This window comes from Rhodococcus sp. Leaf225 (assembly GCF_001426145.1).
Lineage (GTDB): Bacteria > Actinomycetota > Actinomycetes > Mycobacteriales > Mycobacteriaceae > Rhodococcoides.
Genome location: NZ_LMRN01000009.1, coordinates 486,355 through 511,862, shown reverse-complemented (window position 1 = coordinate 511,862; position 25,508 = coordinate 486,355). Strand labels below are relative to the sequence as shown.

At 70.2% G+C, this 25,508-nt stretch carries 31 protein-coding genes; 13 read left to right on the top strand and 18 right to left on the bottom strand.

The window, feature by feature from the left end; genetic code table 11:
• The first annotated feature begins 88 nt into the window (after positions 1-88).
• Entirely contained in the window at positions 89-1,540 is a 1,452-nt protein-coding gene (locus ASG69_RS06765) for an amino acid permease (RefSeq protein WP_197027817.1), read from the top strand.
• Here the strand turns inward: ASG69_RS06765 and ASG69_RS06760 are convergent.
• The 8 genes from ASG69_RS06760 to ASG69_RS06725 form a co-directional block, all read right to left on the bottom strand.
• Entirely contained in the window at positions 1,537-2,445 is a 909-nt protein-coding gene (locus tag ASG69_RS06760) for a serine/threonine-protein kinase (protein ID WP_056441465.1), read from the bottom strand. The genes ASG69_RS06765 and ASG69_RS06760 overlap by 4 nt on opposite strands.
• Positions 2,445-3,239, bottom strand: coding sequence for an HAD-IIA family hydrolase (locus ASG69_RS06755; protein ID WP_027506272.1), 795 nt, complete (start codon positions 3,237-3,239; stop codon positions 2,445-2,447). Before ASG69_RS06755 ends, ASG69_RS06760 begins: the two co-directional genes overlap by 1 nt.
• 18 nt (positions 3,240-3,257) lie before the next feature.
• Positions 3,258-4,145, bottom strand: coding sequence for a DMT family transporter (locus tag ASG69_RS06750; RefSeq protein ID WP_056441462.1), 888 nt, complete (start codon positions 4,143-4,145; stop codon positions 3,258-3,260).
• A gap of 5 nt (positions 4,146-4,150) precedes the next feature.
• On the bottom strand, positions 4,151-4,726 hold the full coding sequence (locus ASG69_RS06745) for a DUF6764 family protein (RefSeq protein WP_037186116.1): 576 nt from the start codon (positions 4,724-4,726) through the stop codon (positions 4,151-4,153).
• A gap of 75 nt (positions 4,727-4,801) precedes the next feature.
• The gene (locus ASG69_RS06740) at positions 4,802-5,146 is read right to left on the bottom strand and encodes a UBP-type zinc finger domain-containing protein (RefSeq protein ID WP_056441460.1); all 345 of its coding nucleotides are present in this window, start codon (positions 5,144-5,146) and stop codon (positions 4,802-4,804) included.
• The gene (locus ASG69_RS06735) at positions 5,143-6,597 is read right to left on the bottom strand and encodes an ATP-binding protein (protein WP_056441456.1); all 1,455 of its coding nucleotides are present in this window, start codon (positions 6,595-6,597) and stop codon (positions 5,143-5,145) included. The genes ASG69_RS06740 and ASG69_RS06735 overlap by 4 nt, the downstream gene beginning before the upstream one ends.
• A gap of 31 nt (positions 6,598-6,628) precedes the next feature.
• Positions 6,629-8,320: an FAD-dependent oxidoreductase gene (locus tag ASG69_RS06730; protein WP_056441452.1), complete on the bottom strand. Its 1,692-nt coding sequence runs from the start codon at positions 8,318-8,320 to the stop codon at positions 6,629-6,631.
• Positions 8,321-8,358: 38 nt separating this feature from the next.
• The gene (locus ASG69_RS06725) at positions 8,359-9,285 is read right to left on the bottom strand and encodes a LysR family transcriptional regulator (RefSeq protein WP_056441449.1); all 927 of its coding nucleotides are present in this window, start codon (positions 9,283-9,285) and stop codon (positions 8,359-8,361) included.
• 115 nt (positions 9,286-9,400) lie between these two features.
• On the opposite strand from ASG69_RS06725, the gene ASG69_RS06720 reads away from it, so the two are divergent.
• On the top strand, positions 9,401-9,811 hold the full coding sequence (locus tag ASG69_RS06720) for a DUF5997 family protein (protein WP_056441446.1): 411 nt from the start codon (positions 9,401-9,403) through the stop codon (positions 9,809-9,811).
• 25 nt (positions 9,812-9,836) lie between these two features.
• Here ASG69_RS06720 and ASG69_RS06715 read toward each other — a convergent pair whose 3' ends face one another.
• The gene (locus ASG69_RS06715; protein WP_155957051.1) at positions 9,837-10,166 is read right to left on the bottom strand and encodes a hypothetical protein; all 330 of its coding nucleotides are present in this window, start codon (positions 10,164-10,166) and stop codon (positions 9,837-9,839) included.
• 205 nt (positions 10,167-10,371) lie between these two features.
• On the opposite strand from ASG69_RS06715, the gene ASG69_RS06710 reads away from it, so the two are divergent.
• Positions 10,372-10,752, top strand: a complete 381-nt coding sequence (locus ASG69_RS06710; RefSeq protein ID WP_027506264.1) for a DUF1304 domain-containing protein — start codon at positions 10,372-10,374, stop codon at positions 10,750-10,752.
• Positions 10,753-10,762: 10 nt separating this feature from the next.
• On the opposite strand, the gene ASG69_RS06705 is transcribed toward ASG69_RS06710, so the two are convergent.
• The 6 genes from ASG69_RS06705 to ASG69_RS06680 are packed head-to-tail and all read right to left on the bottom strand — an operon-like array spanning position 10,763 to position 13,516.
• Positions 10,763-11,314 (bottom strand): hypothetical protein, encoded by a 552-nt coding sequence (locus ASG69_RS06705; protein WP_027506263.1) that lies wholly within the window; start codon positions 11,312-11,314, stop codon positions 10,763-10,765.
• Positions 11,311-12,135, bottom strand: coding sequence for an Asp23/Gls24 family envelope stress response protein (locus ASG69_RS06700; RefSeq protein WP_056441443.1), 825 nt, complete (start codon positions 12,133-12,135; stop codon positions 11,311-11,313). The genes ASG69_RS06705 and ASG69_RS06700 overlap by 4 nt, the downstream gene beginning before the upstream one ends.
• Positions 12,128-12,307 carry a DUF2273 domain-containing protein gene (locus tag ASG69_RS06695; protein WP_027506261.1) on the bottom strand — a complete coding sequence of 60 codons (180 nt, stop codon included), beginning with the start codon at positions 12,305-12,307 and terminating at the stop codon, positions 12,128-12,130. The genes ASG69_RS06700 and ASG69_RS06695 overlap by 8 nt, the downstream gene beginning before the upstream one ends.
• Before the next feature lie 23 nt (positions 12,308-12,330).
• Positions 12,331-12,651: a hypothetical protein gene (locus ASG69_RS06690; RefSeq protein ID WP_037186113.1), complete on the bottom strand. Its 321-nt coding sequence runs from the start codon at positions 12,649-12,651 to the stop codon at positions 12,331-12,333.
• The gene (locus ASG69_RS06685) at positions 12,648-13,034 is read right to left on the bottom strand and encodes a hypothetical protein (protein WP_235578872.1); all 387 of its coding nucleotides are present in this window, start codon (positions 13,032-13,034) and stop codon (positions 12,648-12,650) included. The genes ASG69_RS06690 and ASG69_RS06685 overlap by 4 nt, the downstream gene beginning before the upstream one ends.
• Positions 13,031-13,516: an Asp23/Gls24 family envelope stress response protein gene (locus tag ASG69_RS06680; RefSeq protein WP_056441439.1), complete on the bottom strand. Its 486-nt coding sequence runs from the start codon at positions 13,514-13,516 to the stop codon at positions 13,031-13,033. Before ASG69_RS06680 ends, ASG69_RS06685 begins: the two co-directional genes overlap by 4 nt.
• A 122-nt stretch (positions 13,517-13,638) precedes the next feature.
• Between ASG69_RS06680 and ASG69_RS06675 the strand changes: the two genes are divergently transcribed.
• The 7 genes from ASG69_RS06675 (at position 13,639) to ASG69_RS06645 (ending at position 18,522) form a co-directional block, all read left to right on the top strand.
• Complete coding sequence (locus tag ASG69_RS06675) at positions 13,639-14,178, top strand: RNA polymerase sigma factor (protein ID WP_235578871.1); 540 nt, start codon at positions 13,639-13,641, stop codon at positions 14,176-14,178.
• Complete coding sequence (locus ASG69_RS06670; protein ID WP_056441436.1) at positions 14,169-14,621, top strand: hypothetical protein; 453 nt, start codon at positions 14,169-14,171, stop codon at positions 14,619-14,621. The genes ASG69_RS06675 and ASG69_RS06670 overlap by 10 nt, the downstream gene beginning before the upstream one ends.
• A gap of 43 nt (positions 14,622-14,664) precedes the next feature.
• On the top strand, positions 14,665-15,132 hold the full coding sequence (locus tag ASG69_RS06665; RefSeq protein WP_027506258.1) for an SRPBCC family protein: 468 nt from the start codon (positions 14,665-14,667) through the stop codon (positions 15,130-15,132).
• The gene (locus tag ASG69_RS06660; protein WP_056441432.1) at positions 15,132-16,346 is read left to right on the top strand and encodes a PQQ-dependent sugar dehydrogenase; all 1,215 of its coding nucleotides are present in this window, start codon (positions 15,132-15,134) and stop codon (positions 16,344-16,346) included. Before ASG69_RS06665 ends, ASG69_RS06660 begins: the two co-directional genes overlap by 1 nt.
• A 141-nt stretch (positions 16,347-16,487) precedes the next feature.
• Positions 16,488-16,760 carry a GlsB/YeaQ/YmgE family stress response membrane protein gene (locus tag ASG69_RS06655; protein WP_056073977.1) on the top strand — a complete coding sequence of 91 codons (273 nt, stop codon included), beginning with the start codon at positions 16,488-16,490 and terminating at the stop codon, positions 16,758-16,760.
• Positions 16,761-16,870: 110 nt separating this feature from the next.
• Entirely contained in the window at positions 16,871-17,584 is a 714-nt protein-coding gene (locus tag ASG69_RS06650) for a phosphatidylserine decarboxylase (RefSeq protein WP_056441430.1), read from the top strand.
• Positions 17,585-17,667: 83 nt separating this feature from the next.
• Complete coding sequence (locus ASG69_RS06645) at positions 17,668-18,522, top strand: CDP-alcohol phosphatidyltransferase family protein (protein ID WP_231476405.1); 855 nt, start codon at positions 17,668-17,670, stop codon at positions 18,520-18,522.
• On the opposite strand, the gene ASG69_RS06640 is transcribed toward ASG69_RS06645, so the two are convergent.
• Entirely contained in the window at positions 18,519-19,229 is a 711-nt protein-coding gene (locus ASG69_RS06640; protein WP_056441428.1) for a type 1 glutamine amidotransferase, read from the bottom strand. The two genes, ASG69_RS06645 and ASG69_RS06640, sit on opposite strands and share 4 nt — an antisense overlap.
• A 75-nt stretch (positions 19,230-19,304) precedes the next feature.
• Here ASG69_RS06640 and ASG69_RS06635 point away from each other — a divergent pair, with 75 nt between their 5' ends.
• Positions 19,305-21,497, top strand: a complete 2,193-nt coding sequence (locus ASG69_RS06635; protein ID WP_056441425.1) for an AAA family ATPase — start codon at positions 19,305-19,307, stop codon at positions 21,495-21,497.
• A 1-nt stretch (position 21,498) separates the two neighbouring features.
• On the opposite strand, the gene ASG69_RS06630 is transcribed toward ASG69_RS06635, so the two are convergent.
• Complete coding sequence (locus ASG69_RS06630; RefSeq protein ID WP_027506251.1) at positions 21,499-22,248, bottom strand: isocitrate lyase/PEP mutase family protein; 750 nt, start codon at positions 22,246-22,248, stop codon at positions 21,499-21,501.
• A gap of 67 nt (positions 22,249-22,315) precedes the next feature.
• Here ASG69_RS06630 and ASG69_RS06625 point away from each other — a divergent pair, with 67 nt between their 5' ends.
• Both ASG69_RS06625 and ASG69_RS06620 read left to right on the top strand, forming a co-directional pair.
• Positions 22,316-23,566 (top strand): hypothetical protein, encoded by a 1,251-nt coding sequence (locus tag ASG69_RS06625; RefSeq protein ID WP_056441422.1) that lies wholly within the window; start codon positions 22,316-22,318, stop codon positions 23,564-23,566.
• Positions 23,563-24,966, top strand: a complete 1,404-nt coding sequence (locus ASG69_RS06620) for a hypothetical protein (RefSeq protein WP_056441419.1) — start codon at positions 23,563-23,565, stop codon at positions 24,964-24,966. The genes ASG69_RS06625 and ASG69_RS06620 overlap by 4 nt, the downstream gene beginning before the upstream one ends.
• 11 nt (positions 24,967-24,977) lie before the next feature.
• On the opposite strand, the gene ASG69_RS06615 is transcribed toward ASG69_RS06620, so the two are convergent.
• Complete coding sequence (locus tag ASG69_RS06615; protein ID WP_056441417.1) at positions 24,978-25,388, bottom strand: NUDIX hydrolase; 411 nt, start codon at positions 25,386-25,388, stop codon at positions 24,978-24,980.
• Between the last annotated feature and the right edge of the window lie 120 nt (positions 25,389-25,508).

The following is a 25,508-nucleotide window of genomic DNA, read 5'->3' as shown; positions in this document are numbered from 1 at the left end:
GAATCGGACATATACACCCGCCCACCCCTGCGGACGAAAGGACCACATCGTGTCCGATGCAGTCGACACCGGTTACGACAACTCGGCGATGGCACACGAGGAGGAGGGCTACGACAAGGGCCTGAAGCCTCGGCAACTGCAGATGATCGCCATCGGCGGCGCGATCGGCACCGGCCTGTTCCTCGGCGCGGGCGGCCGCCTCGAGTCCGCGGGCCCGGGCCTGTTCATCATCTACGCCGTCTGCGGCGTCTTCGTCTTCTTCATCCTCCGAGCGCTCGGCGAGCTGGTGCTCCACCGCCCGTCCTCCGGATCGTTCGTCTCCTACGCCCGCGAGTTCTACGGCGAGAAGGCCGCCTACGCGGCCGGGTGGATGTACTTCCTCAACTGGGCGATGACGGCGATCGTCGACGTCACGGCCGTCGCGACGTACATGCACTACTGGGGCGCCTTCAAGGGCATCCCGCAATGGACCATCGCCCTGATCGCACTGGCCATCGTGCTCGCCGTGAACCTGGTGTCGGTGAAGTGGTTCGGCGAGATGGAGTTCTGGGCGGCCATGATCAAGGTCGCGGCGCTGGTGACCTTCCTGGTCGTCGGCACCGTCTTCCTCGCCGGTCGTTTCGACGTCGACGGCCAGTCGACCGGCTTCGGCGTCATCTCGGGCAACGGCGGCCTCTTCCCCACCGGGGCGTGGCCGCTGGTCATCGTCACGTCGGGTGTCGTCTTCGCCTACGCGGCCGTCGAGCTGGTCGGGACCGCGGCCGGAGAGACCGAGAACCCGGCGAAGGTCATGCCGCGGGCCATCAACTCCGTCATCTTCCGCATCGCGGTGTTCTACGTGGGATCGCTGATCCTGCTGGCGCTGCTGTTGCCGTACACGACCTACCGGGCCGGGGAGAGCCCCTTCGTCACGTTCTTCTCCCGCATCGGCGTCGACGGCGCCGGGACGATCATGAACATCGTCGTGGTCACCGCGGCGCTGTCCAGCCTCAACGCCGGGCTGTACTCGACGGGCCGCATCCTGCGGTCGATGGCGATGAACGGCAGCGCGCCGTCGTTCACGGCGCGGATGAGCCGGAACGGTGTCCCCTACGGCGGCATCCTGCTCACCGGCGCCCTGACACTGCTCGGCGTGGCGCTCAACGCGTTCAAGCCCGGCGAGGCGTTCGAGATCGTGCTCAACATGTCGGCCCTCGGCATCATCGCCTCGTGGGCGACCATTGTGCTCTGCCAGCTGCAGCTCTACCGGTGGAGCCGCAAGGGCATCCTCGAACGGCCGTCGTTCCGGCTCTTCGGGGCGCCGTACACGAGCTACGCGACGCTCGCGTTCCTCGCTGCGGTGCTGGTGCTCATGGCGCTCGACGCGCCGATCGGGACGTGGACCGTCGCCACACTCGTCGTCATCGTGCCGATGCTCATCGGCGGCTGGTTCCTCGTCCGGGCCCGCGTCCTCAGCGTCGCCGAGGAGCGGATGGGCTACACGGGCAAGTACCCCGTCGTCGCGAACCGGCCGACGGATCCCGAGACGCCGAGCGACTAGCGACGTCGGTACCAGGGCCGGCCGGGCTCAGGTGGCGGGGAGGCCGGAGGCCGGCCGGGCTCAGGTGGCGTGTGGTCCCTCAGGGCCCGCGCCACCGCCACGCTCAGGTCGTGGCACGACGCGAACCGGTCCGGCGGCTCCTTGGCCAGCGCGCGCTGCACGACGGCGTCGAGGCGGGTCGGCAGGTCGGCCCGACGCGAGCTGACGGACGGCGGGGTCCGCCTCAGCTGGGCGTCCATGACGGCGAACGGAGTGGCCAGCGGGAACGGCGGCCGTCCCGTGAGCAGTTCGACGAGGGTGGCACCGAGCGCGTAGATGTCGGTGCGGGCGGTGAGCGTGCCGCCCCGCAGCAGTTCGGGTGCCGCGTAGCCGATCGATGTCAGCACCATCCCGTCGTCCGACACCAGCGGTGTCGGCGAGGTCGTCAGCCGCGCGATTCCCCAGTCGGACAGCAGAACCTGCTCCCGGGTGTCCGCATCGGCGACACTCGCGAGCAGGACGTTGGCCGGCTTGACGTCCCGGTGGACGATCCCGAGCCCGTGCGCGTGATCGAGGGCTCTCGCCACGCCGTCGACGATGCGGGCGGCTCGGTGGACGTCCAGTGGGATCTGTCCGCGCGCGACGAGGCGGGCGGCGCTGTACCCGTCGACGTGGGGCATCGACATCCACGGCCGCCCGCGGAACTCGCCGTGATCGTGCGCCGCGACGATGTTCGGGTGCTGCAGCAGGGCCCCGATCCGCACCTCGGCCGCGAACGCGTCCCGCGGGGCGTCCGCACGCAGGATCTTCAGGGTCTCCGGCGGTGCCGATCCACGTCGGGCGAGATACACCTCGGCGGTGCCGCCGTGACCGAGCAGTCTCTCGACGCGGAACCCCGCGAACTCGGATCCCGGCCGCAGGACCACTACCGACCGATCTCCAGCACCGCCGGCAGGTCCGCGACGGAGTCGACGACGAACGCCGGTTGCATCGCGTACTGGTCGCGTGCGTGCCGGTCGAGGCGTTCCTGACGGAACTTGCCCGTGCGGACCAACATGCCGCGCATGCCGACGACCTGGGCGGCGAGCACGTCGTTGTCGAGATCGTCCCCGACCATCACCACCAGGTCCGGATCGACGCCCATGCGTTCCGCCGACGTCTGGAAACCGAGCGGCGCCGGCTTGCCGACGGCCGTCGCCGTGCGGCCGGACGCCGATTCCATGCCCGTCAGATACATGCCCGTGTCGATGCGCAGCCCCTCGGCCGTGGTCCACATGAGGCTGCGGTGCATCGCGACGACGGGCACGCCCTGACACATCCAGTCGTAGACCCGGCTGAGCGCCTCGTGGGTGAACTGCTCGCCGGCGCCGCCGAGCACCACCACGTCCGGATCGCTGTCGACCCACTCCACGCCGGGCAGATCGTCGGCGATCCGGCCGCTGTTGAGGAGGACGCACCGTGCACCGGGGTACCGCGTCCGCAGGTGGTCGGCGGTGAGAGTGGCCGCGGTGACGATCTCGTCGGCGTGCACCTCGATGCCCGCATCGGTGAGCGCGTCGGAGATCTGCTCCCGCGTCTTCGACGTGGTGTTGGTCAGGAACGCGCACGCCACGTCGTTGCTGCGCAGCGTGCTCACCGTCTCCGCGGCCCCGGGCACGGGACGCCAACTGGTCATGAGCACACCGTCGATGTCGAACAGCACCCCACCGATCGGACTCATGCGACGAGCCTAGTGCCGCTACGGGTTCGGGGCAGGATGGGCGGGTTCGACGTTCTCGGCCGCGCCCGCGGACCGGGCCAGGGCCACCGCCGAGACCACCACGAGAATCAGGGCGGCGACCAGCACCACCGTGACCTCACGATCGGCGTCGAGGTACTCGCCCAGCACGACGAATCCCAGCAGCGACGCGACCATCGGTTCCATCACGGTCGTCGCGGGCAGAGAGGCCTGCAACGCACCCACCTGGAAGGCCGACTGCTGCAGCGAGATCGCGACCACGGCCACGGCCACGAGCGCGTACGGCTCGAACGAGGTCAGCAGCGGCTGCGGTCCGCGTCCGGCGAGGTGGACGACACTCTTCGTCAGCACGGCCGCGACGCCGAACAGCGCACCGCCGGCCAGTCCCAGCAGCAGGGCGCGCCGGGACCGGGAGCCGCTGCGCGCGCCGAGAACACAGGCGAGAACGAACGGGATTCCGACGCAGAGAACGACGACCCAGTGCCGCGTCTCGGCGCGTTCCACGCCGGGCCGCGGATCGCCCACGACGACGAGGACCGCGATGGCCGCCGTCAGCGCGGCAGCCCACAGCCAGTCCTTCGCCGACACGGTGCGGCCGGAGAACCGAGCACCCAGCGGCAGCGCGAACAGCAGGGACAACACGAGGAGCGGCTGCACCAGGAGAAGGGATCCGAGCCCCAACGCCGCCGCCTGCAGGCCGTAGCCGCCGATGCCGACGACCGTGCCGATCCACCACAGCGGCTCGCGGATCAGCGTGGTGATGGGTCCCAGCCGACCGACGGACTCGTCGGGAATCGACGCCGCCGACCGCTGGCGGACGACGGTACCGACAGCGATGCACACCGCCGCCCCGACGGCGCAGAGCACCGCCAGGACGGTGGCGTTCACGACGGTTACAGACCGGCGATGCAGGACCGCCCGGTGGAGAGGTCGAGAGCGAAGGAGTTGAGACCGGCGCAGTTCACGCCCGTGACCGTGCTGGCCGTCGCGCCGCCGCCGTACCCGGCGATGGCGACGGAGGTGGCTCCGTTCGTGGCGAAGGACTGCGAGATGCCGCCACCGAGGGAGTACGAGTACGAGGTACCAGCTCCCAGAACGGCACTCAGCGCGGTGCCGAAGCCGGTGGCGTTCGACGTCGAGCGCCCGCCGTCGGCGACGCTGACCGCGGTACCGCTCTCGGACGCCGACGACGTGGCGACGCCGGCGCCGGTGGCCTTGGCTCCGCAGCTGGCCGTGTCGCTCACCTGGATGTCGTTGGCCGCGGGCGGGGACACGCAGGTGACCGGAGCCGCGGACGCCACCCCGGTACCGAGGATCGCCCCTGCGGCGATGGTGGCGCCGACCGCGACGGCTGCGCCGAATCGCGTTGCACGAGAGGAACTTCGATCCGAGCGCGTGGCGTTGGAGAAGAAGGACGAGGTGGGGATGAACGACACGGACGGCTCCTGAGGCTGTGCGAGAGAATGCATCGTGCAATGCACCGCAGACCTTACCGCCCGCTCGTCCCTACCGGCGGGTAACTCCATAACGATTCGATGTTGGGTTCAGCGGACGTGGCGCTGCCAGTCCCAGGGGACCCGAGACGACGGTCCGGGCACCGTCTGGTCCATCGGATGATGCTGCGGCGCAGCAAGTTCGGGACCGTCGAAGCCCTCCTCGGTGACGTAGTTCCAGAACCACGTCTCCCCGGGTTCGAACGACTGCACGACGGGATGACCGCTGGTCGCGGCATGGGCACTCGCGTGCTGCGACGGTGAGGAGTCACAGCATCCGACGTGGCCGCACTGAGCGCACCGACGCAGGTGCACCCACCACCCGTCGGTGGCGTCGCACTCCACGCAGCCCGTGCCGCTGGGCGGTACCGCGGTGTCGATTCCGTTCGTGCTCATCCGACTTCCTCCTCTGCGATCGGCATGGGCGCCCCGGCCGGGCCGTCGATCGGTATCCGTACCTGGAACCGGGTGTCTCCCGGCTCCGACAGCAACCGTAGGTCGCCGCCGTGCTTCTTCACCACGATCCGCCACGAGATGTCGAGGCCCAGACCGGTGCCCTCGCCCACGGGCTTGGTGGTGAAGAACGGTTCGAAGATGCGGGACCGGATCGCCTCGGGAACGCCCGGGCCGGTGTCCCCGATCTCGATGAGGGCCGTGTCGTTCTCCCGCGCGGTGCGCAGAGTGAGCGTTCCTCGGCCGTCCATGGCCTGTACGGCGTTGTCGATGAGGTTGGTCCACACCTGGTTGAGCTCCGCGGCGTACGCCGCGACGGGAGGCAGCGCCGGGTCGAAGTCCTTGACCACCGTGATGTCGTCGCCGATCTTGCGGCCGAGCATCACCAGGGTGCTCTTGAGGAGGACTCGCAGATCCACCTTCTGGAACGGCGCACGGTCCATCTGCGAGTACTGCTTCGCGGCGTTGACCAGCGTCGACACCCGTGTGGTGGAGTCGGAGATCTCGTTCATGAGCAGTTCGGTCTCGATGGTGTAGTTCAGCCAGCGGATCGTGCTCTCGAGAAGCTCCGCCCCCGTGTCCGCGGCGACGCGCTCGAGCCAGTCGGCCTCGATGCCGGCCTGCACGAAGGTCGGGGCGAGGTCCCACCCGTCGGAGATGCCGTGGTCCTCGAACCACTCCCCCAGCGCGTCCTCCCGGTCGGAGGCCTCCATGGGAGTGAGCTCCGGCGCCTTGCCCACCAGTTCGGCAGCCTCGTCCTGCAGGCGGATCAGACCCGTCAGGGAGTCGGTGTCGTAGACGCCCGACGCGATGACGCCGAGTTTGCGGCGCATGTGCGACACCCGGTCCCGCAGCGCCGCCGTCGCACGGACCGCCGCGGCGGCCGGGTTGTTCAGCTCATGTGTCAGACCGGCCGACAGCGACCCCAGCGCCAGCAACCGCTCCCGCTGGTCGATGACCTGCTTGCTGCTCTGCTGACCGAAGAACAGTCCCTCGAGCATGTGGACCGCCATGGGGAACCACTCTCGAACCAGGTCTCCGAACCGCTCGGCGTCGAGCACGAAGAACCGGGACGGACGCGTCACGTCCATGCCCGACATGTACTTCTGCGGGGCGCGGTCCCCGAGGTACGCCTGCCACGCACCCGCGTAGACGCCCCGCGACGACGTGCGGTTCACCTCGATCTTCTCGCCGCCGGACATCTTGGTCAGCACCAGTTCCCCGTCGAGGAGCACGTAGAAGCACGTGGCGTCGTCGCCCTCCGCGAACACGGGACCGGCCTCGATCATCTCCACGTGCCCGTTGGCACACAGTTGCTCGAGCTGCTCGTCGTCGAGCGACTCGAAGAGGAACAGCGTCTTCAGTTCCTCGGTGCTGCAGTCGAGTTCGGTCATGATGATCCAGCTTCCGGGACGCGTGCGGTGGTCAGGGTTGGGCGAGATAGCGGTGGACGAGCATGACGGCCATCGCACCCTCACCGACGGCCGACGCGACGCGCTTGGCGGAGTCCGCGCGCACGTCGCCCGCCGCGAAGATGCCGGGCACGCTGGTCTCGAGATGGTGCGGTGCGCGGTCGACCGACCAGCCCGGCGGGCGGGCCCCGTCGACCGTGAGGTCCTGACCCGAGACGACGAAGCCGTGGCGGTCGCGCACCACCACGCCGTCCAGCCACTCGGTCCGCGGCGCCGCCCCGATGAAGAGGAACAGGTAGCCCGTGTCGACGGTCTCCTCGTCGCCGGAGACCTTGTCGCGCAGGGTGATCTGTTCGAGGTGGCCGTCGCCGTGCGCGGCGGTCACCTCGGTGCAGGGGCGGACGGAGATGACGGGATTCTTCTCGATCTGCTGCACGAGGTAGTACGACATGGAGGCCTCCAGCGACTCGGCGCGCACCACGATGGTCACCGACCGCGCCCACTTGGACAGGTACATCGCTGCCTGACCGGCGGAGTTCGCGCCGCCCACGATGTACACGTCCTGATCGGTACAGCCGACCGCCTCGGTGACCGCGGAGCCGTAGAAGACGCCGCGACCGGCGAACTCGTCGACCCCCGGCGCCGGATGCCGTCGATAGGAGACACCCGTGGCGAGGATGATCGAGTGCGCGGCGATCGCACTGCCGTCGGTCAGACGCACCACGCGCGCCGGCCCGTCGACCTCGACACCCGCGACCTCGCGGGTGGTGACGAGTTCGGCGCCGAACTTCTCGGCCTGCCGACGTGCACGCTCGGCCAGCTGTGCGCCGGACACCCCGTCCGGGAAACCGAGGTAGTTCTCGATGCGCGAGCTCTGGCCCGCCTGCCCACCCGTCGCGGTGCGCTCGACGAGGACCGTCCGGAGACCCTCGGACGCGCCGTAGACGGCCGCGCCCAGGCCGGCGGGCCCGCCGCCCACGACGACGAGGTCGTAGAAGTCCTCCGTCGGCGTGGTGCCCAGACCGAAGTACTCGGCCAACTCGGTGTCGGTGGGGTCGAGCAGACACGACCCGTCCGCGCACACCACCACCGGCAGCGTGCGATCGTCGTGACCCGCCGCCGCCAACAGACGCGCTCCCTCGGGCTCGTCCGCGAGGAACCACCGGTACGGCAGCCGGTTGCGGGCGAGGAACTCGCGCATCTCCGACGATCGAGACGCCCACCGACCCGCGATGATCTTGGTCTCCAGGATGGGCCGGATGTCGGCGGCGTGCCACGCGTCGAGCAGCGTGTCCACCACCGGGTACAGCTTCTCCTCCGGCGGATCCCACGGCTTGAGCAGGTAGTAGTCGAGGTCGACTACATTGATCGCCTCGATGGCGGCGTCGGTGTCCGCGTACGCCGTGAGGAGCACGCGGCGCGCGAACGGGAAGATGTCCATGGCGTGCTCGAGGAACTCGAGACCGCTCATCGACGGCATGCGGTAGTCCGCGAGCAATACCGCGACCTGGTCACCGCGCAACGCGATCTCTCGCAACGCCTCCAGGGCGGACTCGCCGGACTCCGCCCGGATGATGCGGTACTTCTCGCCGTACTTGCGCCGCAGATCGCGGGCGACGGCGCGGGACACCCCGGGATCGTCGTCCACGGTGAGGATGGCCGGCTTGCTCGCGCCGGCCGAACTTCGGGGAGCTGGGTCGCTCACGAACCCGCCTTTCCACTCGTCACGACGGCGACAGTATGTCAGCGTCGTCGGCGGGGCACCTGACTTCGCTTGGCGGCCGGCCCCGGAGCAGCTGCCTTCTTCTTCTTCCTCGGCGGTGTCCCGCGTTCGGACTCGGTACGCGAGCTGTGCGCGGCCCGTCCGCGCACCACCCCCAGGAACTCCTGCGGCAGGTCGAGTGTTCCCTCCTCGGGTGCGGCGACCGATGTGGGCCAGGCCAGGAAGATCCGGGTGGGGTCCGCGTCGGTGACGGGCCGGTAGAGCAGGTCCTTGCGACTGTGCAGTCGGGCCAACGAGTGCGGCACGAGCACCGGGCCGACACCTGCGGCCACCATCTCGAGCGTCGTCGGCAGCGTCGCCTCGGATCGGTCGGAGCCGTCCTGCAGCGACTCGCCCTCGAGATCACCGAGCGTGACGGCGTCGTAGGCCGCGGCCGGATGGTCCTTGGGCACCACCACGACGGCGACCTCGGAGTACAGCGGGACGCAGTGCAGCCCCTCCCGCTCGGCGGGCTCCCGCACGAAGCACATGTCGACCACACCCGTCCGCAGCGCGTGGAGCTGGTCCGACTCCTCGACGACGACCGTCTGCAGGTCGGTGCCGGGGTGGCGATCCGCCCAGATCCGGGTCCATTTCGTGACTGTCACTCCCGGAACGAAACCGACCCGCAGCGTCGGCCGCGCCGGCGCTGCCGCAGCCTCCTCGGCGCGGCGGCGATCGTCCTCCGCCACGATGTCGCGGGCCCGGTCGAGCAGAGCCCGTCCGGCCTCGGTGAGTTCGGTGGGCCCGTCGCCCGGAACGAACAGGGGTTCGCCGACCTCGTCCTGGAGTTCCTTGACCGCGGCACTCAGTCGGAGCCGGGAGATGTTCAGCGCCTTCGCCGCGCGCCCGAACGCGAGCGTCTCGGCGACCTCGATGTACCAGCGCAGGACGGTCACATCGTTCACCGGGCCAGCGTAGTCCCCGCTGCGCTCGGCCGACTTCCCGCTGCGCTCGGCAGACTTCCCGCTGCGCTCGGCCGTGGTCGGCCGTGGTCGGCCGTGCGGGCGCTACGCTGGCGCGGTGAGCCAGGACCTGAACGCCCAGACGATGAAGCCTCTGACGGCTGCTGCCAAGCTCGGGATCTTCCTGCCGGCGGCGCCGGAGGAGTTCCGCTCCCAGCCCATCACGCGAGGCGACCTCGAGGCTCTGCGCCAGAATCCGCCGCAGTGGTTGAGCGATCTGTGGACGGCGGGGCCGTTCCCCCGCGACGTCGTGGCGCGCAAACTCGGCGTCACCAACACCGCACTGGCGCGCAACGACGTGTCCGACTCGATGACGCAGGCCGAGATCGACGCGCTGTCCGCCGAGGAACCGGACTGGCTGAAGGCCGAACGCGAGAACTACGCGGAGGTGCAGCGCGAGGCCGTCCGCGTGAAGGAGAAGGAAGAGGCGCGCCGGGCGCAGACCAACAGGCCCCCGAAGAACCGCTGACGGACGCGCGGCCCGGCGAGCCGGGTCAGCCGACGAAGCGCTGGGCGACCACGTCGACCTGCGGAGCCTGATGCGCCGAGCGGCGCCGCCCGACCTCGTCGATGCCGCCCATGAGCGCGGCGACCAGACCTGCGGGGTCGGTGTTCCACTGGCGCTCGATGGCCTCGATCTCACCCGGCAGGAACAGGCCGGTGAACCGCAGATCGGACACCCACTGCCCGATGTCGCCGCACGAGATGGTGGTCAGGACGTCCTGGTCCACGCCGATCTCGAACTCGTCGCAGAAGACCGCGCGGATCATCTCGGTGTGGCCGGTGTTGACCGCGTGTGAGCGGTGCGCCAGAAGGTCGTGCATGTGGTTCTCCCCGACACGAGGGGCGTCGACACGACGCCGAATCTGTGTGTAACGAAGCGGGATCGTGGAGCGATACACCATCTCGTCCGTGGGCCGAAGCGTACGCGCCGGACGAGGGTCCCGGGGCTCCTGTGACAACTTCGTGAGAAAACACAACTGGTGCTGGCCCCGTGCCGTGTGGCAGGTGCGGCGCATACTGACCGGCATGACCGCCGTCGCTGCTGTTCTGGCCGCTCTCGCCGCCGCGCTCCACGTGTACATCTTCGTTCTGGAGTCCTTGGTCTTCCGCACCAAGGGCCGTCACGTCTTCGGCGTGCGGGAGGACTCCCACGTCGACGTCGTCGAGCGGTGGGCCTTCAACCAGGGCTTCTACAACCTGTTCCTCGCGGTGGGTGCCGCGGTCGGCGCGGTGAACCTGGCGGCGGGGAATCACACCGTCGGCGCCGTCCTGGTCTTCGTGTCCGCGGGATCGATGGTCGGCGCCGGCAGTGTTCTGCTCGGCACCGACCGTCGGATGATGAAGGGCGCGCTCGTGCAGATCGTCCCGGCAGGACTGGCCGTCGTGGCCACCGCACTCGCGCTCTGAGCCGCGAGGGTCAGGCCGAGAGCAGTACCCGAACGCCGACGGCACCGTCGCCGACGACCGACGCGACCGCGCTGCGCACGTCCGTCAACTTCTCCGCCACGGTGCGCAGCGATGCGGACTCCTCGGCCCGCACCACCACGGTGATCACCGGGACACGGCGACCGTCGGACCGCTCGTGACGCAGACGCGCACGCGCGGACTTCACCCCGTCGACCTCGCGGGCGGTGTCGGCCGCCCTGTGAGCGACCGATCGCAGATCGACGGTCACGCGGCCGTCGGGATCGCCGGTGACCGGCAGCGACAGGGTGCGCCCCGCTGAGGACGGCAGCCTTCGTACCAGTGAGAACACCACGAGCAGCGCGATCAGCACTCCGGCGCCGAGGAGAGCCCACGGCCACCACTGCTGGTCCTGCGCGTCGGTCACCACCGACGCGTCGACCTCGGTGAGTTCGAACGGGAGTCGATCGCGCTGCCACAGTGCGGCGCCACCGCCGACGGCCACGAGCGCGAGTCCGATGATCAGGACACCGAGGCGGTCGAAGAACACCGTGGTCCGCTTCATTTCTCGCCTCCTGCGACAGTCGGGGTGGCCGTGGTCTCGGGTGCGGCCGCCACCGTGGGTTCCGGCTCGGTCACCTTCGCCAGGTCGGCCTTGTGCACCCACACGTCGTCCGCGATCCCGCTGGACCGGTACCGACGGGCGCGCCACTTGAGCGAGGCCAGGACGACCAGAACTCCGACGACCGCCACGGCGATGCCCGCGGGGAACATCCAGGACAGGGGTGTGAGTCCGTCGATCCAGTCGAGTGCGCTCGCCGTCCACTCTCGACCGCTGATGACGGAGAATCCGACCAGCGCGTCGCGGATCAGCACACCCGCCCCGGCGAGGAGCAGCAGCGACACCACGATCGCGATCGGGGTCGCGGCCGGAGCCGCGAGCGGCCGGGTGGTCGGCGCCGGAGTCGCGCCCGACGCCGGCGCGGCGGACGAGGACACGGAACCGAAGTCGCCGACGTGTACGTCGACGGAATCCGTGCGCAGGCCCGAGTCGGTCATGCCGCGCGCGATGTCGCGGCGGAGATCGTCGGCGACGGACGCCGCCGAGCGCGGCCACGCCACGGTCACGTCGACGGCGGCGCGTACGCGGTCGTCCTGCTTCGTCACCTTCACACGGGACGGTTTGCGGCCGAAGCTCCCGCCGGAGGTGACGACACCGTCGGTGCGACCGAGGGAGGCGTCGGCGATCGACTCGACCGCGCGATCGAGGACTGTCAGCGACCCACGCTGCGCGGGGTCGATCGTCCGGGGGTCGGGCCTGTCGGACAGGTCTTCCGAGACGGTGTCCGCTGCGTCCGCCGTGTCGCTCGGGGCGGTGTCAGCCACGGCCGCGACCTCGCAGGAGTGCCTCGGGGTCGAAGTTTCCGTCGCGGTACGCGCCGACGGCGAACCCGATCGCACCCAGGACGAGAGCGACGAGGAATCCGGTGAATCCGCCGGCTGCGGCAGCGACTGCCAGAAGGAGGCCGGCGAGAAGGCCGATGGTCGAGGAAGTCATGGTGCTCCGATCGTGGAGAGCGGTCAGTTCTCCCGGGAGGGAGAACGTGGGTCCGTGGGTCTGGGTGGCCGGTCGGCCGAGCTCGTGGGCAGGTCGACGTAGGTGCGCCGCGTGGGCAGCAGTCGACGGACCCGGGACAGGCGGCGAACGGCTAGCCGTCGTCGGGAGACGCCGACGACCACCTGCGTCGCGACGGTCCCGCGGGAGAACTTCGCGTCGATGTCGCGCAACGCACGGATGAGCGACTCGGCGTCGCCCCCGGCGTCGGGATGGTGCGCTCTCGCCGCCGCACGCCGAGCCTCGCGATAAGCGGGGTCGGCGTGCGGCGGACGAGGCTGGGTCACGGGCGGAGAGTACCCCCGGGAGCCGAGATCGACCCCGGCTCGGAGGACTCGGTCGGTTCCGGTCCGGAGGACCCCGTCTCGGCGCCGCCGTCCGACGGCGACGCCACGTCCTCGACCACGACGTGCACCGGGGCATCGACCACCGCACGGACGGCGCGGCGAACCGCGTCGGCTGTCTCGCGTACGACGGCGTCCGGGGTCACGGCGATGTGGATCTCGGTCCCGTCGTCCCGGATCGCGACCCCGGCGACGCGCCTACCGGGAAGGTAGGTGCCGATCTCGCCGAACATCCCGCCGTGCAACGAGGCGACTCCGTCCACCGCGACGACCGCGTCCGCGACGAGATCGGCGCGATCGCTGCCCGACGGTGCCGCGGGGCTCATCGAACGCGTGCGGGTGCTGCGTCGTCGCGCTCGTCTTCTTCCTCGAACAGGAAGACGTCGTGCACGGTGATGTTGACCTCGGTGACCTGCAGGCCGGTCATCCGCTCGACCGCGTCGATCACGTTGCGACGGATGCCCGCCGCGAGATCCGCGATGGACACGCCGTAGTCGGCCACGATGTCGATGTCGACGGCTGCCTGGCTCTCGCCGACCTCCACGGACACGCCCTGCGAGTGGTTGACCCGGGCGCCGGGGATGCGCTCGCGCAGTGCACCGATGGCGCGGGTCGCGCCGCCGCCCACGTCGTGCACGCCCTGGACCTCACGGGTGGCGATGCCGGCGATCTTGGACACGACGACGTCCGCGATGGTGGTGCGGCCGTCGGACGCGACCAGTGCACCGGTGGAGTCGGTCTTCTTGTCCAGCGCACCGTTCGAGCCGGTGGCGGTGGTGGACGTGGTGGATCCCTGTGCTGTCGTCATCTACGTCATCCTTTCGGGTTCGTTGTGTCGGGAGTAGGTCGAGGCGGACCGAGGAAAACGTATGCGGATGTGATGTATGCCACACCACTGTCGTTTCACACCCGCTGGTTCGAATCTGCTCCGTGCACAGCGATGCGGCTCTCGTCGACGCTGCGGTCATCGGTGACCGCGGCGCGTTCGAGGAGATCGTCCGCACGCACGGTCCCGCGATGTTCCGGTACGCCCGCAACATGTTGCGTGACGACGGCGTCGCGGAGGAGGTGGTCCAGGACGCGTTCGTCGCGGCCTGGAAGAGCCTCGGCAACTACCGGTCCGACTCGGCGCTGCGCACATGGCTGTTCGGTATCACCGCACACAAGGCCATCGACGCCACGCGGCGCCGCATCCCCCGTCCGCACGAGGAGTGGCTGTTCGACGACGCCGTGAGCGACGTGTCGGACGATCCGGAGGTGCGGGCGACGGAATCGGGGTTCCTCGCCGAGCTGCGCGTGGCCCTCGGGGCACTGCCACAGATGCAGCGCTCGTGCTGGTTGCTCCGCGAGGTCGAGGGAATGACTCATGTCGAGATCGGGGAGATCCTGTCCATGTCGCCGTCCGCGGTGCGCGGTCAGGTCACCCGCGCACGAACCACTCTGAGCGAGAGGATGGCGTCATGGCGTTAGACACGGCGGACGAGCCGGACGATCCCGTGCTCAGCCGCGCCGCACAGGAACTGCGCGACGAGGAGGTGCCGTCCTGGGTCGAGGCCAGCACGGCGATCCTCGCCGCACTCCGCGCGACGGCTCGGCGGACACGCGCGCTGGACGCCTCGCACCCGGGCTTCGTCGACGGCGACTCGCTCCGGGTGGGCGACCACCTGGTGTTCCTGTCCATCGCCCGCGCCCTGTCGGAACTGCCCTGCGGGGTCAAGGGCATCGATCTCGACGTCGACGGACGCCGGTGTACCGGGGTGTCCCTGGACATCGCCGTGACGTACGGCCAGGACATGGCCGCGCTGGCGGTGACACTGACCGGGAGGACGGCCGACGCGGTGAACACCACGCTCGGCACCGCTCTCACGGCGGAGGACGTCGCGGTGCACGTCGTGGACGTCCTACTACCCTGACGGCGTCACCACCCAGCCTGCCTGAACACACCGGGAGAACTCCATGGCCACACCCCTGTCCGTCAGCGTCGACATCGATGCACCGCCGAGCGCGGTCTGGTCCGTGGTGTCCGACCTGAAGCGCATGGGTGAGTGGAGCCCCCAGTGCGCGGTGATGAAGGTGTTCGGCCCACTGCGCGTGGGCACCCGCACGCTCAACGTCAATCGGCGCGGACCCCTCGTGTGGCCCACGACGTCGCGGGTCGTGCGCCTCGAGCCCGAGCGACTGCTCGCGTTCCGCATCACCGAGAACCACACGGTGTGGTCCTACTTCCTGGAACCGACCGAGACGGGCACACGCGTGACCGAGCGTCGCGAGGCACCCGGCGGCACCACCAAGGTCTCCGACACCGCGGTGCGACTGGTGCTGGGCGGCACACGCAACTTCGAGGCCGAACTCGAGCGGGGCATGGCGTCCACCCTGGCGAAGATCAAGGACGCGGCCGAGAGTTCTGCTCGTACCGTGAAGTGATGACCCCTCGCGCCCGCACGACCCGCGCCCTCGCCGGCCTCGCCCTGTCCGCTGCTCTGGCGACGACGGCGTGCTCGACCACGACCGAGTCCGACGCCTCCCCCGCGGCCGGCACCCCCGAATCGCCGACATCGCAGGCAACGACGCCGGGACCGATGTCCGCGGACGCCGCGAGCGCCGTCCCGAACGTCGTCGTCTCCTCACTGGCCACCGGGCTCGATCACCCGTGGGACGTGGTCCGGGCGCCGGACGGCACCGTGATCTTCGACGAGCGCCCCGGCCGCTTCACCGCGATCCGGCCCGGTGGTGAGCCGACACCGATCAGCGCCGATCTCGGCGATCTGTTCGTCGGATCGGAGACCGGTCTGATGGGCCTCGCACTGTCACCGACCTTCGAGACCGATCGGACCCTGTACTCCTGCCAGGGCATTCGAGGCGACGACCCCACCATCGGCGTGGTCGCATGGACCGTGGCCGACGACTACGCGAGCCTCACGCGTGAGCGCACCGTCGTCTCCGGGTTCCCGGTCACCTCCGGTCGCCACGGCGGATGCCGGGTGCTGGCGAACGCCGACGGCACCCTGTTCATCGGCACCGGCGACTCGGCTCAGGGCACCGTTCCGCAGGACCCGACGTCGCTCGGCGGCAAGGTCCTCCGGGTCGACGCCGCCACGGGCGCACCGGCCGCAGGCAATCCCGACCCCGCGAGCCCGGTCTTCACACTCGGCCACCGCAACGTCCAGGGACTGGCCGCCCGGCCCGGCACCGATCAGATCTTCTCCGTCGAACAGGGCACGTCGCGGGACGACGAGGTGAACCTCCTCGCGGCGGGCGGCAACTACGGGTACCGCCCGGACCGCGGCGGCGGCTACGACGAGTCCGTCGCGATGACCGATCCGGAGCGTGTACCCGGCGCCCGGAACGCGGTGTGGAGCTCGGGCCCGAGCACCATCGCCACCGCGTCGGCCACGTTCCTCGACGGTGACGCCTGGGGCGCGTGGAACGGCATGCTCGCCGTCGGCGTGCAGAAGGGCCAGGAGGTCCTGCTCCTCGATCTCTCCGACGACGGCACCACGGTGGACGCGCAGTCGACGATTCCCGCTCTCAGCGAGTACGGCCGCATCCGCACGGTGTCGGCACAACCGGACGGGACGCTGCTCGTGACGACCGACAACGGCGACACCGACCAGATCCTGCTGGTCACGCCGCAGTAGGCCCGCCGTCACGCAGTCGAGGCCGGATCGTGATGTGCCGTCGTCCGACTTAACGTTTGCTGAGTATCGGGGCCGGGTACAGAAGGTCAGTAGTCATGCCCGGTCCACGGGCAGCAAAGCTGATCTGAAAGAGGTTCCATCATGTTGGGTCTGGGCATCATCGGTTGGATCATCATCGGCGGACTCGCCGGATGGATCGGCAGCAAGATCATGAAGACGGATGCGCAGCAGGGCATCATCCTCAACATCGTCGTCGGCATCATCGGCGGCCTGCTGGGTGGATTCCTGCTCCGCGCGTTCGGTGTCGACGTCCAGGGCGGCGGCATCATCTTCAGCTTCGTCACGTGCCTCGTCGGCGCGATCATCCTGCTGTTCATCGTCAAGGCAGTCACGGGACGCGGTTCGCGCGTCTGACGCAGACCCCACCTCTCGGGGCCCCTCACGTAATCTGTGAGGGGCCCCGAGTCGTGTCCGCACATCCCTCGGGCCGTGAGAGTGTGCCCGAATCGACGTTAGAGGAGCCCGTGGCCCGCAGACCTGTCCCCCCTGGTACGCCTGAACCGACCGGAGCAGGACACATCGTGGACCTGGTGCGGCGCAGCATTCCGCCGCTGCATCCCGCCGGTGCCCCGTTCGTCGCGGTGCCGTTGGCGCTCGCCGGACTCGGCCGCCGCCACCGGGTCGTCCGCACCGCCTCGCTGCTCACCGCCGGAGCCATGGCGGGCTTCTTCCGCCACCCTCCGCGCGTCCCGCCGAATCGGGCCGGGGTTGTCGTGGCCCCCGCCGACGGTGAGGTCGCACTCGTCGACCACGCGGTGCCGCCCGCCGAGTTGAACCTCGGCACCGCTCCGCTGCCGCGGGTCAGCATCTTCCTTTCCGTGCTCGACGTCCACGTCCAGCGCGTCCCGGTGTCCGGCACGGTCGAGGCCGTGGTGCACAAGGCCGGACAGTTCCTGTCGGCCGACCTCGCCGACGCCAGCGAGGTCAACGAACGCACCAGCATGCATCTGCGCACACCATCGGGTCACGACCTGGCGGTCGTACAGATCGCCGGACTGCTCGCGCGACGCATCGTCAACACCACGTCCGTGGGCGATTCGCTCACCATCGGCGACACCTACGGACTGATCCGCTTCGGTTCGCGCGTCGACACCTACTTCCCGGAGGGGTCGCGGACGGCGGTGATCGTCGGGCAGCGCGCCATCGGAGCCGAGACGGTTCTGGCCGAGCTTCCGTGAGCGCGGCACGCGAGCAGGCCGACGAGTCCACCGGCCGCCAGGGCGCGGTCCGCCTGTTGCCCAGCGCCGTCACGGTGCTGGCGATGTGCGCAGGACTGTCCGCCGTGAAGTTCGCGCTCGACGGTCGACTCGGGTTGTCGCTGGCCATGATCGGCGCAGCCGCCGTCTTCGACGCCCTCGACGGTCGCATCGCACGCATGCTCGACGCGACCAGCCGGATGGGAGCCGAGCTCGACTCGCTCGCCGACGCCATCTCCTTCGGCGTCGCGCCGGCCCTGGTGCTGTACGTGACGCTCCTCGAGGGCAGCAGCGGCGGGTGGGTCATCGCCCTCATCTACGCGGTGAGCATCGTGCTGCGCCTCGCCCGGTTCAACACACTTCTCGACGACGACTCCCGGCCCGCGTTCGCCGGCGAGTACTTCGTGGGTGTCCCCGCTCCGGCGGGGGCCCTGGTCACACTCCTCCCGCTCGCTGCGGAGGAGCAGTGGGGCAACGGCTGGTGGTCCTCGTACTACGTCGTCGCCACCTGGGTGGTGCTGTCGGCCCTACTCATCGTCAGCCGTATCCCGACGATGGCGTTCAAGACCGTCTCGGTTCCGCCGAGAATGGCGACGTTGCTGCTGATCCTCGTCGGCCTGGCGGGCGCGGCACTGATCACGTTCCCGTTCGTGCTGCTCATGGTCCTGATCGTGTTGTATCTGCTCCACATCCCGTTCGCGGTGCGGTCGCAGCGATGGGTGGCCGCGCGGCCCGAGACGTGGGAGGCCAAGCCCGCCGAGCGACGGGCCGTACGACGAGCGATGCGCAAGGACCGCCCGGCACGCACCGGTATCGCCCGGCGGCGGCGTCCCGCCCGCGCCACGGCGAGTTCGGCTCGGCTCCGACTTCGGTCACCGAGCGCCCGAGCAGCCGACGTCCCGCCCCGCGACGAGATCTAGCTGGACACTCCCGCACGAGCGAGGACCGCGTCGATCAACCGGGAGCAGGCCTCGATGGAGGCCTGCTCCCGGCGCGCGACCTCCGCGCGGATCGCGGGGACGTCCACACTCGCCCCCACCTCCGCCCGCACTCCCCGTGCGTCCCACCCCTCGATCCACGACTCGAACACGTCGACCGTGATCTCCGGGTGGAACTGCAGACCGATATGCGGTCCCGAGACGAAGGCCTGCAGTGCGGCCGCCGTGGTCGCGAGCGGCTCGGCGCCCGGCGGGAGCGTGAACGTGTCGTCGTGGAACTGCATCCAGGGACCCTGCGGGATCAGCTCGTCGGACTCCGTCCGTACGGTCACGAATCCGTGCTCCGACTCGGCCGCACGTGTGACGGTCCCGCCGAGCACCCGCGCGAGCAGCTGACCACCGAAGCACACACCGAGAACCGGAACGCGCTGCGCGACAGCATCACCGAGCCAGGTGATCTCCTCCGCCAGCCACGGGAGCGCATCGTCGTAGGCGGCGTCGGGTGAGCCCATCAGCACGATCAGGTCGAACGACGAGGCCGTGGGCCGGTCCGCGTCGCGGCTGTCACCCTCGAACGAGAAGGTCGTCGTCTCGAATCCGCGATCGCGGAGAGCCGGGCCGATCGAGCCGACGTTCCGGACGCCGAGGGCGTGGTCACGTTCGTGGAAGACGAGGGCGGCACGGGTCATGCGCGCAGCATAAACGGGCCAGGCTGCACACGCTGGAGCGAGAGCCCGGGCCGGTCGGCTCGATAGGCTCGGGGAGTGAGCACCCCCGATCTCGCCCTGACCGTTCGCCTCACCACCTCCGCCGCCGATGCCCGCCGCGGGGTGGTCCGTGTGCACGCGGAGGTGCTCACCGCGCTCGGACTGCGCGAGTGGGACGCCGTCGAGTTGATCGGCGCGAGGCGTACCGCCACCGTGGTGGCACAGGCACCAGCCGGAACGCCCACGGGGACCGTGCTGCTCGACGACGTGACGATGTCGAACGCGGGACTGACGGAGAACGCGTCGGTCGTCGTCGCTCCCGTCTCGGTGCAGGCGGCACGCACCGTCCTGGTGCACGGATCCGCGACTACCACCGCGCTCGACGACGCGACGCTGCGCCGAGCACTGCTGGGAAAGGTGGTCGTCGCGGGCGACGCCGTGTCGCTCCTGCCCCGCGACCTGGGGCCGGGAACCTCCACCGCGTCGGTCTCGCAGACGCTCTCGCGCACGGTCGGTGTCGCGTGGACCACCGAACTGCTCACCGTCACGTCGACCGACCCGGCCGGCATCGTCAGCATCCAGCCCACGACGGCCGTGACGCGCGGCGCCGCTGCCCGCGGACAGTCGCACGACCGCGCGACACCCCAACCTGTCGAGGCTCCGCCCCAGCCCGTGATTCCGGTGGACGACCTGGTCGGTGTGCGCGACCAGGCGGCGAAACTGACGGAGTGGCTCGAACTCTCGCTCGATCGCCCCGAGCTGCTCCGCACTCTCGGCGCGTCGGCCCAGCTCGGCGTCCTGGTCACCGGGCCGGGCGGCGTGGGCAAGTCCACCTTCGTCCGCGCCGTCGCCGCCGGTCGCAGGCTGGTGGAGATCGACGGTCCGTCGGTCGGGTCGCTCGCCCCCGAGGACCGGTTGGCCGCAGTGGTCGCCGCAGCCGATCGACTGACCGACAGTCCCACCGGTGCAGTGCTTCTCGTCGGTAACGTGGATGCGCTGCTCCCCCTGTCCGCCGACGGACGGGGCTCTGCGGCGGATCCGGTGTCGACTCTCGTCCTCGATCGCCTGCGACAGGTGGTGCAGACACCGGGAACCGTCCTGATCTGCACGACGTCACGGCCGGACGCCGCTGATCCGCGTCTGCGCGGACCTGATCTGTGCGATCGCGAGCTCGCACTCCCGCTTCCGGGGTCGGTCGAGCGCGCCGCGTTGCTCGAAGCGCTGCTACGTGATGTTCCGACCCGGAAGATCACCCCTGCCGAGATCGCCCTGCGCACACCCGGATTCGTCGTCGCGGATCTCGCAGCCCTGTGCCGGGAGGCAGCCGTCCGGGCCGCGGTGCGTGCCCACCGGGACTCGGCCGAGCCCGTTCTCACACAGGACGATCTGGTCGGGGCCTTGTCGGTCATCCGGCCACTCTCCCGGTCGGGCACCGAGGAACTCGCGGTCGGCAGCCTGACCCTCGACGACGTCGGCGACATGGTGGAGACGAAGCGGGCGCTGACCGAAGCGGTGTTGTGGCCGCTACGCCATCCCGACTCCTTCGCGCGGCTCGGTGTCGAGCCGCCGCGGGGCGTGTTGCTCTACGGCCCGCCGGGGTGCGGCAAGACGTTCGTCGTCCGGGCACTCGCCAGCTCGGGGCAACTCAGCGTGCACGCCGTCAAAGGCGCAGAGTTGATGGACAAGTGGGTCGGCTCGTCGGAGAAGGCCGTCCGCGAACTGTTCCGGCGAGCACGAGACTCGGCACCGTCGCTCATCTTTCTCGACGAGGTCGACGCCCTGGCACCGCGCCGCGGGCAGAGCAGCGATTCCGGCGTCGGCGATCGCGTGGTGGCCGCGTTGCTCACGGAGATGGACGGTGTCGAGCCGCTGCAGGACGTCGTGATCCTCGGCGCGACCAACAGGCCCGAGCTCATCGACCCGGCACTTCTGAGGCCCGGACGACTGGAGAAGTTGGTGTTCGTACCGCCGCCCGACGCCGAGGCGCGTCGCGCGATCCTCGCGACGGCCGGAGCCTCGGTGCCGCTGGCGGACGACGTCGATCTCGACTCTCTGGCCGAGAATCTCGACGGGTACTCCGCCGCGGACTGTGCGGCACTGCTGCGCGAGGCGGCTCTCGCCGCGATGCGCCGCGACGTCGACACCGCCGTCGTGACAGCGGACGACGTCGCGACCGCGCGCGACGCCGTCCGGCCGTCACTCGATCCGGTGCAGGTGGCCGCTCTCGAGGCCTACAGCACGAGGGACTAGGTCACGCCCAGTCGGCGAGCACCTCGTTCGCGCGCTCGGCGAGCACCATCTGGAAGATGGGGCCGAAGCTGACACGGCCGACACCCAGCTGCGCGAGGGCGGACTTCGAGTTCTTCACCGGGTGGCCGATGGCGTTGACCGGCAACGGGAGCTCCGCGGTGAGTCGCTTCTGATCGTCGTCGCTGTGGAAGCCGACCGGGTAGAGCACGTCGGCACCGGCAGCGGCCGCCAGCTTCAGGCGGGCGATGGCGCGATCCACGCGATCGTTCTCGTCACCGATCTGCTTGACGAAGAGGTCGGTACGGGCATTGATCACCACGTGGACGTCGGTGGCATCCGAGGCTGCGCGCAGTGCACCAACGAAGTCGGCGTGCTCCTGCGCCTCACGCAGACGGCCGCCCTCGCTGTGCACGGTGTCCTCGATGTTCAGGCCCACCGCACCCGCGTCGATCAGCCCCTCGATGAGACGCTTCGGGTCCTCGCCGTAGCCCGACTCGATGTCGACGGAGATCGGCACGTCGACGGCGGCAGTGATCTGGCGGATGCGAGTGAGCAACTCGTCGAAGGTGATGCCCTCGTTGTCCGGCTTGCCGATCGAGTCGGACACCGGGTGCGAGCCGACGGTCAGGGCAGTGAAACCCGCGCTCACCGCGAGGTTCGCCGACCAGGCGTCCCAGACGGTCGGAAGGATCACCGGGTTTCCGGGGACGTGCAGTTCGAGGAGGGTCGTGGCCTTCGTTGCGAGAGTCATGCTCGGGGCAACCGAGGGGGGCCGCTGTCGATTCCCGAAACCGGATGAAGACCGATAGGTTCGCCGCGTGAGCGCATCCGGTGGACGTCTCGACGCCGTGTCGACGCCGATCGCCCTCGTCGTCGGTGCGGGCACCGCCGTGCATGCCGTGACGTCGCCCGATCTCGTCGCCGACACCGGCAACGGCCCCGCAGCGGTGGTGGCAGCCGTGGCCGTGGCCGCGCTGCTCACGGGGCGATCGAGCAGAGCCGCACCCGCGGTCCTCGCTGCCGTCGGCGGCGCAGCGCTGGTTCTGGGCACTCTCGGATCCTCGGCCGCCCTGTCCCTGCTGGGGGCGCTCGGCAGTGGCGTCGTCCTCGGCGTGCTCGCGGTCCTCGCCTCGGTCCGACGCCTGTGGGTCGCCGCGTTCGGAGTCGCGTCGACCGTCTCTCTGGTCCTGAGCATCACCGTCGTCGCGATACCGCGGCGCTACGCCTCCTACGTCGACACCGACACGACGACGTCCCGCACCATCGCACTCGTCGCCGCGATGGTGGTGACAGTGCTCGCGATCGGTCTGCAGTCGAGGACGCAGCGCTCGTCCCGGAGTTCCTCGACTCGCACCGCCCTGACGGCAGTGATCGTCGCCCTCGTCGGACTCGTCCCGGTGCTGGTCACGAACCTGACGGCCGCCGCCGGAGCAGCCGGGCTGGGCGCGGTGACCACGACGGCCGCGTGGTCGGTGTCGACGATCGTCGTCACGCTGGTGCTCGTCGGTGTCGCTCTGGCACTGCCGAGCGGCGGCGTCCTCGTCGTCGCGGGCACCGTGCTGTGGTTGTCGACGCGGCCGGCCTCCGTCGTCGTCCTCACGACGGCGGGCACCACGGCCCTCCCCCTTCTCCTCGTCGTCGGGGTCGCACTCGCCTGCGCCGTGGGCGCCGCGGCAGGCGCCCGTGCACGACCCGCGGTGGGCACACCGCTGGCCATCCTGTGCTGCGCGGCCGTGGTGGCGGCGATCCACCTCGGGACGTCCTTCACCGGAGTGGCCGTCATCGCGGCGGCGCTCGCGACCGGCGCCGTCGTCGGGGCCGGCGCCGCGTCCGTCGACGTGCCGTCACCCGCCGCCGTCGTCGGCGCCGGCCTGCTCGTCCCCCTCGCTCTGACGACCATGCCCTCGTCCCCGATCTCGGCGGACTTCGGCTGGACGGCGTACACGCCCCTCACCCTGCAGTCGGGGTCCGTCACCCTCACCGAGCCCACGGCAGGGACACTGGTGACGGTGACCTGCCTCGCTCTGTGCGCCGTCGGCGCCGAACTGATCCGACGGCGCCGCGGGTGAGACACCACATCGCCCTCGCCGCCTCCCTCCTCGCAGCCGCGCTCGTCGGAGCTCTCGGCGCTCTCGCGTGGTCCGGCCCCCGCAGCGACACGTGGCCGTTCGCGGCCACCGTCGACGATCTGATCGGGTGGTCGTCCACCCAGTCCACCGCCACCGTGGTCGGGCAGGTGCTGGTGGTGGTCACCGTCGCGCTGGCCGTCGGACTGCGGATGCCGACACGCATCGCCCCCTGGGTGTGTGCGGCCCTGCTGGTCGTGGTGCTCGCCTTCACCAAGGTGGCGATTCCCGAAGCGGCGAGCCTGGCCGTCTTCACCGCACTGCACATTCTCAAGTCGTGCGTGGCCGGCGTCCTGGTCGGCCTCGTCCTGCACGCCACCCGGCGATCCGCCGCCGGATGGGTGGCCCTCGCGACCGGCGTGCTCGGCGGAACGCTGCTCGCCTCCGTCGGAACGACTGCCGCGTCCGCCGCCTTCGTGGCGACGCGTCTCGACAGCACCAGTGTGTTCGGCGAACCGGCCTGGTGGTTGATCGGCTCCGCGTTCACGGCGTGCATCGTCGCCGCCGTTCTGCATCGACCGGCCGCTGATCCCGACGAGGACCCGACCGCCCGCGAACTGGTGCGGCTCACCGTCTACGCGGTGATCGTCGCCGTCGTCTGCCGCGTGGGTGTCGAGATCGTCGGCACCGGCGAGTACGCACTGTGGAAGGCGATCGTCGTGCTGATCGTGGCACTCGTCGTCGTGGACCGCGTCGCCGCACGGTGGGAGTCGGCCGATGCACGAACGGTGCTGGTCGCGATCCTCGTCACCGCCGCTGCCGTCGCGATGTGGAACGTGGGCGCCCGCACCCTGCTCGACTCCCGGCTGCTCACCGTGGTGGGCGTGGGCGGACTGGTCCTCGGCGCCGTCCTGGCCTGGCGGCTCCCGGTCGGACGCATCACGTCGTGGCTCACCGCCCTGGCACTCACCGCGCTGCCGATGGGCGCTGCCCTCGTGAGAGTCGACGAGGTGTCGGCGGCAGCACTCGGGGTGGTGGCCGCGCTCGTTCCGATCGCCCTGACCGCCGTCACCGCGGATCCGCACGCGACGGTGCGGCCATTGGCGGCGGCGCTGCCCGGGCTCGCGATCCTCTTCAGTGCGGCGGCGCCGGTACCGGCGCAGACACTCGACCCCGAGTGGCTGAATCAGCTGTCGATCGGGTCCGACCAGTCCACCGGGACCACCGGCAGCGTGTCCGTGCTCGGTTACGACAACCTCGACAGACTGCTGTCGGAGAACACGTCCACGGACCTCGTCTCCGCCTACCTCCTGCTCGGGGTCGCCGCGCTCTGCACGCTGCGCATCGTGTGGCTGTCCCGGCGCACAGATGCCCCCGAGCAGGACGCCGAACTCCATGCGTGAGCACGGGTTCCTCAGATCACCAGGCCCTGCGCCTGGAGGTGCCGGAAGACACGCATCGATCCCGGCGCGACGTCCGGCATGGCGGCGTACTCGGCGACGGTGAACCACCGCAGATCAGCGATCTCGCTGGTGGCCCGAGGTTCGCCGGTGAGGTCGGCGGAGAAGCACGTCATGTGCAGATCGCGGCCGAGGGGGTCGCCGAACGCCGGGCACTCGACGACACACAGCAGGTGTACCGACGACTCGACGACGTCGACGCCCAGTTCCTCCCGCACCTCGCGGTGCAGCGCCTGGAGTGGTGTCTCACCGGGATCGATCTTGCCGCCGACCATGTAGAACGCACGCTTGCCGACCGACCGGGCCTGCAGCATCCGGCCGTCACGGACGAGGGCGAGGGCGGCGGTGCGCAGTGGTTCGTTCATCGCCCGGAGACCATACCCGTACCGGGGGTGGGTATCGCTGACCGAGAGGGCGTGGACCCGCACCGGTAGTATGGAGTGGACGACGTCTCGTGCGTCCGACACCCCGCCGCCCCGACGTCC

Excerpts from the sequence above, each read along its gene's own strand:
- ASG69_RS06740 (WP_056441460.1), bottom strand. The coding sequence starts at position 5,146 with ATGAGCACGAACGGAATCGACACCGCGGTACCGCCCAGCGGCACGGGC.
- ASG69_RS06765 (WP_197027817.1), top strand. The coding sequence starts at position 89 with ATGGCACACGAGGAGGAGGGCTACGACAAGGGCCTGAAGCCTCGGCAA.
- ASG69_RS06710 (WP_027506264.1), top strand. The coding sequence starts at position 10,372 with ATGACCGCCGTCGCTGCTGTTCTGGCCGCTCTCGCCGCCGCGCTCCAC.
- ASG69_RS06735 (WP_056441456.1), bottom strand. The coding sequence starts at position 6,597 with ATGACCGAACTCGACTGCAGCACCGAGGAACTGAAGACGCTGTTCCTC.
- ASG69_RS06745 (WP_037186116.1), bottom strand. The coding sequence starts at position 4,726 with ATGCATTCTCTCGCACAGCCTCAGGAGCCGTCCGTGTCGTTCATCCCC.
- ASG69_RS06670 (WP_056441436.1), top strand. The coding sequence starts at position 14,169 with ATGGCGTTAGACACGGCGGACGAGCCGGACGATCCCGTGCTCAGCCGC.
- ASG69_RS06705 (WP_027506263.1), bottom strand. The coding sequence starts at position 11,314 with ATGAAGCGGACCACGGTGTTCTTCGACCGCCTCGGTGTCCTGATCATC.
- ASG69_RS06630 (WP_027506251.1), bottom strand. The coding sequence starts at position 22,248 with ATGACTCTCGCAACGAAGGCCACGACCCTCCTCGAACTGCACGTCCCC.
- ASG69_RS06680 (WP_056441439.1), bottom strand. The coding sequence starts at position 13,516 with ATGACGACAGCACAGGGATCCACCACGTCCACCACCGCCACCGGCTCG.
- ASG69_RS06715 (WP_155957051.1), bottom strand. The coding sequence starts at position 10,166 with ATGCACGACCTTCTGGCGCACCGCTCACACGCGGTCAACACCGGCCAC.
- ASG69_RS06640 (WP_056441428.1), bottom strand. The coding sequence starts at position 19,229 with ATGACCCGTGCCGCCCTCGTCTTCCACGAACGTGACCACGCCCTCGGC.
- ASG69_RS06755 (WP_027506272.1), bottom strand. The coding sequence starts at position 3,239 with ATGAGTCCGATCGGTGGGGTGCTGTTCGACATCGACGGTGTGCTCATG.
- ASG69_RS06665 (WP_027506258.1), top strand. The coding sequence starts at position 14,665 with ATGGCCACACCCCTGTCCGTCAGCGTCGACATCGATGCACCGCCGAGC.
- ASG69_RS06615 (WP_056441417.1), bottom strand. The coding sequence starts at position 25,388 with ATGAACGAACCACTGCGCACCGCCGCCCTCGCCCTCGTCCGTGACGGC.
- ASG69_RS06660 (WP_056441432.1), top strand. The coding sequence starts at position 15,132 with ATGACCCCTCGCGCCCGCACGACCCGCGCCCTCGCCGGCCTCGCCCTG.
- ASG69_RS06685 (WP_235578872.1), bottom strand. The coding sequence starts at position 13,034 with ATGAGCCCCGCGGCACCGTCGGGCAGCGATCGCGCCGATCTCGTCGCG.
- ASG69_RS06695 (WP_027506261.1), bottom strand. The coding sequence starts at position 12,307 with ATGACTTCCTCGACCATCGGCCTTCTCGCCGGCCTCCTTCTGGCAGTC.
- ASG69_RS06655 (WP_056073977.1), top strand. The coding sequence starts at position 16,488 with ATGTTGGGTCTGGGCATCATCGGTTGGATCATCATCGGCGGACTCGCC.
- ASG69_RS06645 (WP_231476405.1), top strand. The coding sequence starts at position 17,668 with ATGTGCGCAGGACTGTCCGCCGTGAAGTTCGCGCTCGACGGTCGACTC.